The 12,160-nt window shown below is 36.5% G+C and carries 7 protein-coding genes; 5 read left to right on the top strand and 2 right to left on the bottom strand.

Translation table 11 applies throughout. The annotated features are described in order from the left end of the window. Positions 1-133 precede the first annotated feature (133 nt). The gene (locus EV143_RS04890) at positions 134-472 is read right to left on the bottom strand and encodes a YciI family protein (RefSeq protein WP_133506854.1); all 339 of its coding nucleotides are present in this window, start codon (positions 470-472) and stop codon (positions 134-136) included. Between the two features lie 184 nt (positions 473-656). Further along, the gene (locus EV143_RS04885) at positions 657-1,109 is read right to left on the bottom strand and encodes a carboxymuconolactone decarboxylase family protein (RefSeq protein ID WP_133506853.1); all 453 of its coding nucleotides are present in this window, start codon (positions 1,107-1,109) and stop codon (positions 657-659) included. Positions 1,110-1,566: 457 nt separating this feature from the next. Here EV143_RS04885 and EV143_RS04880 point away from each other — a divergent pair, with 457 nt between their 5' ends. The 5 genes from EV143_RS04880 (at position 1,567) to EV143_RS04860 (ending at position 12,154) form a co-directional block, all read left to right on the top strand. Further along, positions 1,567-3,024 carry a glycosyltransferase family 2 protein gene (locus EV143_RS04880; protein WP_133506852.1) on the top strand — a complete coding sequence of 486 codons (1,458 nt, stop codon included), beginning with the start codon at positions 1,567-1,569 and terminating at the stop codon, positions 3,022-3,024. 412 nt (positions 3,025-3,436) lie between these two features. Continuing rightward, positions 3,437-3,829 (top strand): response regulator, encoded by a 393-nt coding sequence (locus EV143_RS04875; protein ID WP_133506851.1) that lies wholly within the window; start codon positions 3,437-3,439, stop codon positions 3,827-3,829. Between the two features lie 104 nt (positions 3,830-3,933). Continuing rightward, a complete protein-coding gene (locus tag EV143_RS04870) occupies positions 3,934-5,364 on the top strand; it encodes an ATP-binding protein (RefSeq protein ID WP_133506850.1) in 1,431 nt (476 codons plus the stop codon). Positions 5,365-5,367: 3 nt separating this feature from the next. After that, the gene (locus tag EV143_RS04865) at positions 5,368-5,799 is read left to right on the top strand and encodes a response regulator (protein WP_133506849.1); all 432 of its coding nucleotides are present in this window, start codon (positions 5,368-5,370) and stop codon (positions 5,797-5,799) included. Between the two features lie 79 nt (positions 5,800-5,878). Further along, positions 5,879-12,154 carry a HAMP domain-containing protein gene (locus EV143_RS04860; protein WP_133506848.1) on the top strand — a complete coding sequence of 2,092 codons (6,276 nt, stop codon included), beginning with the start codon at positions 5,879-5,881 and terminating at the stop codon, positions 12,152-12,154. Positions 12,155-12,160: the final 6 nt, after the last annotated feature.

Raw genomic sequence — 12,160 nt, 5'->3', positions numbered from 1 at the left:
TATAATCTTGCCGGAGGAGATATACTTCGTCTGTCGCTATCGCTCGAGTCTCATCCTTCGAAATGACACAACTTTGCGCAATTAAATCTAAATCTAAGAAGTCCAATATCGAATAATCTAAGAAGTCTAAAATCTAAACCGCCATTCGTATCTCAACATTCCCGCCTAAATTCAAAATCGGACAGTCTTGTGCAATTGCTGCCGCTTCGTCGTAATCTTTGGCTTTAATTATAATTAAACCGCCAATAGATTCTTTTATTTCAACAAAAGGCCCATCTGTAATGCCTTTGTTTTTATTTACGATTTTTCCTTCTCCATCCCAGCGTTGCAGCGGTCTTGCAAGTTTATCCTGCGCTGCCAAACCTCCAAACCAGTTTTGCCATTGCTGAAAGTGCTGTTGCATTTCTTCCGGAGAAGGCTGTATTTCTTTTGATAAAAAATCTCTTCTGAAAATTAATATGAACTCATTCATTGTTTTTGTTTTTTAATTTGTTTTGATTTTAAACACATAGAAATATCGATTTGATTAAAAATTGAGAATTAAAAATTAAAATTTTAGAATCTATGTTTCTATGTGTTTAATAATTGTACACAAAAGCTGCTTAGGAGACATAAATTTAATCTTTTACATCACATAAAAAACAGCCTCAGTTTATTTATCCAAATTGTCCCACTCTGTAAGTTCCCGGAGTATTAGGAAAAGCAAGGTTAAAACGGTTCCAGGTATTGATTGTCGTAATTACCAAAGTAAGATCAATCAATTCTTCATCAGAAAATTCACTTTTTGCAATTGCATATATTTCATCAGGAACGTGACAAGCCGTTACAGCTTCGGCGTAAGCCAATGCGGCTCTTTCTTTTGCAGTATAATACGGAGTTTCTCTCCAGGCACTTAAACCAAACAAACGTTGAGGCGTTTCTCCGGTTGCCAAAGCTTCTTTAGAGTGCATATCTAAACAATACGCACAGCTATTAATTTGAGATACTCTAAAATCTACTAAATCGATTAAAGATTTTTCAAGTCCTGATTTTTTTAAATAAGCGCTGATTCCAAATAAAGTACTTAACGCTTTTTGACCTTTTTCGAATGCATTAATTCTAGTTTCCATGTTGTATAATTTTTAAATGTTATACCCTAATGACAATCGAACTTTCAGGATTGGACAAATTTTTGAAAAAAAATATTTTATAACATGAATTTCAAATGAAAGCTTAAAAATTGAACGCGGATGACGCGGATTTACTTCGTAAAGACACGGATTGACAAGGATTTTTTTTAATCATAGAAGACAAAGTAGAAAATCAGTTTTATCCGTGTTTTCGCTTTAGCGAATCCGCGTCATCTGCGTTCTATTGCCTGCGTTTTATGTGTATACTGTATACCAAATGAGTAAAATTTATACACTTAAAAATTTATTGAAATCAGGTAAACCGCTCTATTACAGCGAAAAGTGATAATGGCATGTTGGTTGCTAACTGAGATAATGTGTTTCTGAAAAAGATTCACAACACAAAAATAATTTTTAAGTAAGAGCCATCAATAAAAAATAATAATAATACCCCAACATGGAAAGCGAAACAATCATCTCAAAACAATTTTACTCTTCAAGTGAAGCTATAAAAGCCGAAAATACATTAAACAATTCCATTTTCCGTATAGATAACGATAAACCAAACAATAATATTGCAAGAAAATCAAATCCGTTTGGTTCTTTTGTACTCGTTGGCACATTTGCATTAATGTTAATTGGTGCTTTTTTAGTGTATCAATTCCAACCCGATTTTGATCAATTTCAATTAGACAGAATAGATTCAACCTGGGGATATCCATTTCTTATTTTTACAATGGTGTTGTTCTTTTTTCAAACAGCATCATTTCTATATAATGCGTATTTATATCTTCGTTACAAACCAATCGAATCTGTTTCAGATGAATTATTGCCAACTTGTACCGTAATTGTTCCTGCATACAACGAAGGAAAATTAGTTTGGGATACTTTAATAAGTCTTGCGGCCAGTGACTTTCCGGAACAAAAAATGCAATTGCTTGCTATTGATGATGGAAGTAAAGATGATACATGGTATTGGATGCAACAGGCAAAAATAAGATTAGGCGATCGTTTAACCATTTTTCAACAACCGGAAAACAAAGGAAAACGTCACGCACTTCACCGTGGATTTGAACTTGGAACGGGAGATATTTTCGTTACTGTAGACAGTGATTCTATTGTAAAAAAAGATACTTTACGTAATTTAGTTAGTCCATTTGTAACGAACGAAAATTGTGGGGCAGTAGCAGGAAACGTTCAGGTTTTAAACAATAAAAAAGCAATACTTCCAAAAATGCTAAATGTAAGTTTCGTAATGAGTTTTGAATTCATGCGTTCTGCAGAAAGTATGTTAGGTTCTGTACTTTGTACTCCGGGCGCTGCGGCAGCTTATCGTAAAACAGCCGTTTTTGCATGTCTTGACGAATGGATCAACCAGACTTTTATGGGGCAGCCATCAGATATTGGTGAAGACCGCGCCATGACCAATATGATTTTAAAACAAGGACAGCATGTATTGTTTCAAAGAAACGCCTTGGTATTGACAAATGTTCCTGAAGAATATACAGGTTTGTATAAAATGTTTGTGAGATGGGCGAGAAGTAATGTTCGTGAAAACATAGCGATGTCTAAATTTGTTTTTACCAATTTTAGAGAAGGATCTAAATTTGGTTCAAGATTATTACTTATCAATCAATCGCTAAAAATGATAATGTCTTATCCGTTTTTGATATTCATGTTTATTTTTATAGCAACACACCCGTTATTGTTTTTTAGCTCAACGCTTGCAAGTATCTTAGTAATATCAACTTTCCCAGTTATATTTTATGCTAAAAGATATAATTTGAAAGACTCACTTTGGGCGTATTCGTATAGTGTTTTTTATACTTTCAGTTTATTCTGGATTACACCATACGCTATTGCAACAGCAAATAAAAGAGGTTGGTTAACCCGTGGTTTAGCCGAAACAAAATAAATAATTGTCATAAAATTTTTACTACTCTAAATTAGAATCTACTATTTGTTAGAAAGACTCCTGCCCATAAAGCAGGAGTTTTTTTTATGGTCCTGAATCATTGTGGCTAAACAAGTTATTAGTAAACTAAACAGGATTATGGTAAAAGCAACAACTAAATATCGATTAGAATATGTTCAATAAAAAATTTCGATGCAAAATTATAATAGATAGTTTGTAGTTATTATTAATAATTAAATTATTACATTTGATAGAAGGACCATATACTTTAGTGTTGATTTATAATTAATGTCGTATCGGCATCATAAAATTTTTACAGAGTGAGATCTAAAATTACAGCAAAAACAAAATAGGAGAAACTAAATTTGAAATCACATTTTTCAACTTTACATCCAAAAATATAATACCACAAATGACATATAAAAATTTTCTACAGATTGACGATGACTCGGACGATTGCGAATTATTTATGGAAGCCCTGAATGCAGTTTCTGCTTCACATTATACATCAATCAACGATCCTGTTGAAGCTTATCATAAGTTAATTAAACAAGAAGTAAAACCAGACGTTATTTTTCTGGATTTAAATATGCCAATCATGTCCGGTCTTGAACTTTTATCCGAAATAAAAAAGCAGGATATACTGCAACAAATCCCGGTTATTATTTTTTCGACTTCACGACTTGAAGATCTTATTAAAGAAGCCAAACTACTTGGGGCACACGATTATATTTCGAAACCCAATAACTTTAATGATTTGAAAAAAATATTAAGTCAATACGCTTATCAGGTTAATCATGTGTAATTTCCAGACAACTTTAAACCTTAGAGAATTTTGAGTTAGTTTTTTTTATATTTTTAGTAAAAAAATAAATGTGCGGTAATCTTATGTATGGTTAATTCTGGAAAATGAAGTTATCTACCCAAATTCTTTTAGCATTTACATTGATAATTTTGCTCTCTGTTGCAGACTCATATACCAATTATATGATGTCGAAAAAAGTGCAGCTCAACTCGCATTTTTTGGCCAGGTCAGAAGAAATAATCCGAAATTCAAACAAAACCCATAAAGCGATTATCGGTATGCAAAGCGCCTTTAGAGGTTATTTGCTTACCGATGATAAAGTTTTTTTAGATTCTTATTTTGAAGGTCTTAAAAATGTTCCGAATTTATTTCAAGTTCAAAAAAAACGAATTGGAGATCACAATACCCAGCGAACGATATTAGATTCTATCGAAATGCTTCACAACGATTGGCTTAAATATTCAGAACAACTGATTGAGTCCAGAAAAAAAGATGCAAATTCGTTACAGACAATTTTAATAAAACATGTTGGCAAAAAGATAAACGATGACATTTCTAAAAAGTTTACCAAGTTTGACCGAATAGAATATAAAAGAAGAAAACATCATAGCGTTATGCTGCTTACTTCGCTCAATTACACCCGAACATTCTCCCTTATCTTTCTTACGTTAACCATTATTGTTGGTGTAATCAGCACTTTTTACATCATGCGGATTACAACCAAACGAATTTCTTCGATGGTTCGTCTTGCCGAAAACATTTCAAAAGGAAAATTCACCAGTATAGAAGATACCAGAAATGACGAGTTAACAGCATTAGCCTCTTCATTAAATATCATGTCTAGTAAATTAGATAAAAATATCCGAGAGCTTAAAAACAGAAATGCTGAACTCAATAAATTTGCCTACGTGGTTTCTCACGATTTAAAAGCCCCTATACGCGGCATTCACAATGTGATTACCTGGATAGAAGAAGATCTTGACAATCAGCTTTCGCCGGAATTAAAAAGATACCTCAATATCATTCCTCAAAAAACCAAAAGAATGGAAGCTTTGATTAATGGTTTGCTGGACTACGCACGACTAAATATTAATGTTCCGCCAGAATTAATCAATACAAATACTTTAGTTAAGGAAATTGCAGATTCGATTGTTCCGAGAAATTTTACGCTTGAAATTTCAGATTTGCCCGAATTATTCACAGAAAGGATTAAATTAGAGCAAGTATTTGCAAATTTGATTAGTAATGCTGTGAAATATACACCACAAGAAAACGGAATTATTCAGATTAGCTGTAGAAAATTTTACAAGCATTATGAGTTTTCGGTAAAAGATAACGGAATTGGAATTGCAGGAGAATATCACAAGAAAATATTCGAAATATTTCAAACCCTTAGAGAACAAAATGAACAGGAAAGTACAGGAGTAGGACTCGCCATTGTAAAGAAAATTATCGATGACAAACAAGAAGATATTATTGTAATTTCGAAAGTGGGCGCGGGAGCCGAGTTTATTTTTACATGGAGAAATAGTTAAATTATGAAAAAACCAGCCATTTTACTAGTAGAAGATGATGAACTCGATATTATTAGTGTAGAGCGATCTTTAAAAAAATTAGAAATAGAATACGAACTTTATACGGCGTATAACGGAATCGAAGCCTTAAAAATGCTGAGAGATACAGAGATACAATTAAATCCAATGGTAATTCTGTTGGATATTAATATGCCCAGAATGAACGGAATTGAGTTTTTGAAAGTCCTTCGGGAAGATCCACAATTAAAAAATTTAAGGGTTTTTATAATGACAACATCTTCAGAAGGAAACGATAGGTTCGAGGCAGAAAAATTAGGGATTTCAGGGTATATAATTAAGCCTTTAAACTATAATGACAACACCAAAAGATCAGATTCTATGGATGCTTTTGTACAATTTCATTTAAGAAAAATTTTACTCGACGAGAACATATAAACGTAAAGATTAGTGTCATTTCATTTGAAAAATGACATAAAAAAAGATAAAATATTTTTAATTCACGCTATAAAGAATTATGAAAGCATCAAATGAAGTGTTAGAAGAATATGTTTTGACAGATGCGGAATTTTTGAAGATTTTAATAAAGGTCAAAAATGGGAATTTTACCCAGCGTTTTCCAACAGATCAAAGCGGAGTCAAACGCTCCATTTGCGATACTTTGAACGAAATTATTGATCTGAACGAGAGAATGGTTTTCGAATTTCAGAAGGTTGGAAAAAGCATTGGTAAACAAGGAAAACTAACCAATAGAGTTGCCTTAGATGGCGCAAGAGGTTCGTGGAGTTCCTGCGTTGATTCTGTAAATACATTGATTTCAGATCTGGTGCACCCAACAATTGAGATTGCACACGTAATTACATCCGTAGCAAAAGGAAATTTATCTCAGGAAATGCCGCTTTCTATTGAAGGAAACCCGCTTCAGGGAGAATTTCTTAGAATTGCAAAAGAGGTAAACGGAATGGTAAAACAGCTGAATTTATTCTCGATGGAGGTAACACGTGTGGCGCGTGAAGTTGGTACAGAAGGAAAACTGGGAGGTCAGGCAAAAGTAAGAGGTGTTGGTGGAGTTTGGAAAGATTTGACCGACTCTGTAAATAAAATGGCAAGTAACTTAACGGGTCAGGTACGTAATATCGCCGATGTAACAACCGCCGTAGCAAAAGGAGATTTATCTAAAAAGATTACCGTAGACGTAAAAGGAGAAATCCTGGAATTGAAAAACACCATTAATACGATGGTGGATCAGCTGAACTCATTTTCATCTGAGGTAACCCGTGTGGCGCGTGAGGTAGGAACCGAAGGAAAACTGGGCGGTCAGGCACAGGTAAAAGGAGTTGGAGGAACCTGGAAAGATTTAACAGACTCCGTTAACCAAATGGCATCGAACTTAACGGGTCAGGTACGTAATATCGCCGATGTAACAACCGCGGTAGCAAAGGGAGATTTATCTAAAAAAATTACCGTAGACGTAAAAGGAGAAATCCTGGAATTGAAAAACACCATTAATACGATGGTGGATCAGCTGAACTCGTTTTCATCTGAGGTAACCCGTGTGGCGGTAGAGGTGGGATCTGAAGGAAAACTGGGAGGTCAGGCAAAAGTACGAGGAGTTGGTGGAGTTTGGAAAGATTTGACCGATTCGGTAAACCAGATGGCGAGTAACTTAACGGGTCAGGTACGTAATATTGCAGAGGTAACAACAGCCGTAGCAAAAGGAGATTTATCTAAAAAGATTACAGTAAACGTTGCGGGAGAAATCCTGGAACTTAAAAATACAATTAACACGATGGTGGATCAGCTGAACTCCTTTGGTGCCGAGGTAACTCGTGTTGCACGTGAGGTAGGTTCAGAAGGAAAACTGGGAGGTCAGGCAAAAGTAAAAGGAGTTGGGGGAACCTGGAAAGATTTAACCGATTCGGTGAATCAGATGGCATCTAACTTAACCGGTCAGGTACGTAATATTGCAGAGGTAACGACCGCCGTAGCAAATGGCGATTTATCTAAAAAAATTACGGCTGTAGCCGAAGGAGAAATCCTGGAGTTGAAGAAAACCATTAATACGATGGTGGATCAGCTGAACTCATTCTCGTCTGAGGTAACCCGTGTGGCACTTGAGGTAGGAACCGAAGGAAAATTGGGAGGTCAGGCCAAAGTAAAAGGAGTTGGAGGAACCTGGAAAGATTTAACAGATTCCGTTAACCAAATGGCATCTAACTTAACGGGTCAGGTACGTAATATTGCTGAGGTAACTACAGCCGTAGCAAAAGGCGATTTATCACGTCAGATTACCGTAGATACAAAAGGAGAGATCCTTGAGCTTAAAAACACCATTAATACGATGGTGGGTCAGCTGAACTCATTTGCATCAGAGGTAACGCGCGTGGCGAGAGAGGTAGGAACCGAAGGAAAATTGGGAGGTCAAGCTCAGGTAGAAGGTGTAGGTGGAACCTGGAAAGATTTAACAGATTCGGTAAACCAAATGGCATCGAATCTTACCGGACAAGTACGTAACATTGCCGAGGTAACAACCGCCGTAGCAAAAGGAGATTTATCATTACAAATTACCGTAGACGTAAAAGGAGAAATCCTGGAACTTAAAAATACAATTAATACCATGGTGGATCAGCTTCGAGGCTTTGCTTCGGAGGTAACAAGGGTATCAAGAGAGGTAGGAACCGAAGGAAAACTGGGAGGACAAGCGAATGTACCGGGAGTTGCCGGAACCTGGAAAGATTTAACAGATTCCGTTAACCAAATGGCTGGTAACTTAACCGCTCAGGTACGTAATATTGCCGATGTGGCAATTGCCGTAGCAAACGGGGATATGTCCCGAAAAATTACCGTTGACGTTCGTGGTGAGATACTTCAGCTAAAAGAAACCCTGAATACGATGGTAGATCAGCTTCGTGAGTTTGCATCAGAGGTAACTCGTGTGGCGCGTGAGGTGGGTACCGAAGGAAAACTGGGAGGACAAGCGAATGTACCGGGAGTTGCGGGAACCTGGAAAGATTTAACAGATTCCGTTAACCAGATGGCGGGTAACTTAACCACGCAGGTACGTAATATTGCCGAGGTAACGATTGCCGTAGCAAACGGGGATATGTCCAAAAAAATTACAGCCGACGTTCGTGGAGAGATTCTTCAATTGAAAGAAACCGTAAATACGATGGTGGATCAGCTGCGTGCCTTCGCATCAGAGGTAACTCGTGTGGCGCGCGAGGTAGGTACCGACGGAAAACTGGGAGGACAAGCCTTCGTACCCGGAGTTGCAGGAACATGGAAGGATTTAACGGATTCCGTTAACCAAATGGCATCAAACTTAACCGGTCAGGTGCGTAACATTGCCGATGTAACAAAAGCGGTAGCAAATGGTGACCTTTCGAAACAAATTACCGTAGACGTAAAAGGAGAAATTCTGGACTTGAAAAACACCTTCAACACGATGGTAGAACAGCTGAATTCGTTTTCATCAGAGGTAACTCGTGTGGCGCGTGAAGTTGGTACCGAAGGAAAACTGGGAGGACAATCTGAAGTAAAAGGTGTTGCAGGAACCTGGAAAGATTTAACCGATTCGGTTAACTTGATGGCGTCGAATTTAACATCTCAGGTACGTGGAATTGCGAAGGTTGTAACATCTGTAGCAAAAGGAAATCTAAAACAAAAACTATCGATTGATGCCAAAGGAGAAGTTGCACAACTTACCGATACCATCAACGAAATGATTGATACACTGGCAACTTTCTCAGATCAGGTAACTACGGTTGCCCGTGAGGTTGGAGCAGAAGGAAAACTGGGAGGCCAGGCCAACGTACCGGGAGCTTCCGGAACCTGGAAAAACTTAACAGAAAACGTAAATCAGCTGGCAGCGAATCTTACTACGCAGGTACGTGCGATTTCTGAGGTGGCTTCTGCGGTAACACAAGGAGATTTAACACGAACGATTGGTGTTGAAGCTAAAGGTGAGGTTGAGGCATTAAAAGATACCATTAACCAGATGATTTCGAACCTGAAAGCGACAACATTACGTAATCAGGAACAAGACTGGCTGAAATCGAATTTAGCGAAATTTACCCAAATGCTTCAGGGGCAAAAAGAATTGAATTCGGTTACTAAAAAAATCCTTTCTGAGTTGGCGACGGTTGTAACCGCACAACACGGATTATTTTATATTCTGCATGAAGATGAAGAATTCATGGATTCTAAATTGAATCTGATTGCTTCATACGCTTACATCAAAAGAAAAAATTCGCCAACGCAATATGCAATGGGCGAAGGACTTATTGGTCAGGTTGCGGTAGAGAAAGAAAGAATTATTTTGAGTAATGTTCCAAAAGATTATATCAAAATAAATTCAGGATTGGGAGACGCCAAACCAAAAGACGTTATCATTTTACCGGTATTGTTTGAAGGACAATTGAAAGCCGTTATCGAATTGGCTTCGCTGGATACTTTTAGCGAAACACATCTCGATTTCTTGGAAGGATTAACAGAAAGTATTGGTATTGTATTAAATACGATCGAATCGAATTCAAGAACTGAAGAATTATTAGTGCAGTCACAATCGTTGGCCGGAGAGCTTAAAAGCCAACAGGAAGTATTGAAAAATACCAATGAGGAATTGGAAGAAAAAGCATTCTTATTAGCGAATCAAAAAGAAGAAGTAGAGCTTAAAAACCAAGAGGTTGAGGTTGCGAGAAAAGCATTAGAAGAAAAAGCCGATCAGTTAACGCTTACATCAAAATATAAATCAGAGTTTTTGGCGAATATGTCGCACGAGTTAAGAACGCCCCTAAACAGTTTGCAAATCTTAGCAAACGAATTAATTGCCAACCGTGACGGAAATTTATCTGAAAAACAAATTCAGTTTGCGAAAACCATTAACTCTTGTGGAGATGACCTTATTCAGCTGATTAATGACATTCTTGACTTGTCTAAAATTGAATCCGGATATATTTCTGTGGATTACAACCCGATTAGTTTTGATGAAATCAGCCGATTTGTAGCTTCTACTTTCAATCCGATTTCTGAAGCGAAACATCTTCGTTTTAATATCACAATGGATGAAAATCTTCCGGAATTAATGGAAACCGATTCACAACGATTAAATCAAATTTTGAAAAACTTACTTTCGAATTCGTTTAAATTTACCGAAAAAGGAGAAGTCAAACTTAAAATTTACAAAGCCAATAACAATTGGAAAACCAATAATATCAGTCTTGAAAATGCAGAAGCCGTTGTTGCTTTTGAGATTTCGGACACAGGAATTGGTATTTCTAAAGAAAAACAAAACATCATATTCGAAGCCTTTCAACAAGCCGAAGGTTCAACATCACGTAAATATGGCGGTACAGGTTTAGGATTATCGATCAGCCGTGGACTTTCTGATTTATTAGGCGGAAGTATCGAATTGGAGAGTGAAACGAATGTGGGAAGTAAATTTACTTTATTCCTTCCATTGAAATACGTTCATATTGCTGAAATAGAGAATGTAAATACAGAAGAAGAAACAGATCTAAAAGGCCGTATTAAATCATTGCCATCAGAAAAATTCAACAGATCTGATATTGATTTGTTCTTTGTTGATGAGGTTGGTGATGACAGAACAGACATTAAACCAAATGATAAAGTTTTATTAATTGCAGAAGACAATCTTACTTTTGCAAAAATAATGCTAGATCAGGCACATAATAATGGCATTAAAGCTATCGTTACTACAAAAGGAAATGATGTTATTGATTTCATTAATCAGTTTCATCCACACGCGATTACGATGGACCTTAACATGCCGGATACCAGCGGATGGAAGATTCTTGACCGACTAAAAACAGATTTCAATTTGCGTCATATTCCGGTTTATATCATTTCAGGTGAAGATGAACGAAACAAAGGTCTAAAACGTGGCGCAAGGAATTTCCTTCTTAAACCCGTAAAAAATGATTCGCTAACACATCTCTTTAATGACATTCATGATTTTAAAAACAAAAAAATCAAAAACCTGTTGGTCGTAGATGATAATGAAACAGATTTAAGCAGAATACTCGAAGCTGTAAGTGGGAAAGATATTGAGGTTTTAAGTGCAAAAACAGCTAAAGAAGCGGTAACTTTAATTCAGGAAAAATCATTTGATTGTATTATCTTAGATTTGGTTTTACCGGATGCAGATGGTTTAGATCTAATAAGTGATCTTGAAAATAATATTGCAGGACAGGAAACCGCCATTATTATACATTCGGCAGGAGATGTTACAAAACAACAAAGAGCAAAATTAAACCGATTTGCGCATAGTATTATTTTAAAAAGTTTTGATTCTCTGGATGAACTTGTAGACCAGACGGCCTTATTTATGCACCGTGTTCATAAAGAACTTCCGCAGGTAATGCGAGAAAGAATTGAATCTTTTTATTTGAAAGAAGATGTATTGCAAGGTAAAAAAGTGCTTTTAGTTGATGATGATGTTAGAAATTTATTTGCCCTGACAACTGCATTAGAGCGCTACGGACTTGATGTAATTAGTGCAGAAAGCGGACAGGAAGCGATAGATTTGCTAAATGAAGATAAAGCGATAGATATTGTCTTAATGGATATTATGATGCCGGAAATGGACGGTTACGAGACAATGAAAAGAATTAGAAAAGATCCTGAACACAAAGATCTTACTATTATTGCCGTAACGGCGAAAGCCATGAAAGGTGACAGACAGCGCTGTATAGAATCGGGCGCCTCAGATTATATGACAAAACCTGTAAATGTTGAACAATTATCCACGTTAATGCGTGTGTGGCTTAAATAATTAAAA

Origin of the sequence: Flavobacterium chryseum, assembly GCF_004362015.1 — a bacterium.
Lineage (GTDB): Bacteria > Bacteroidota > Bacteroidia > Flavobacteriales > Flavobacteriaceae > Flavobacterium.
Note: the sequence above shows the minus strand (reverse complement) of the source record. Positions and strands in the feature narration are given on the sequence as shown.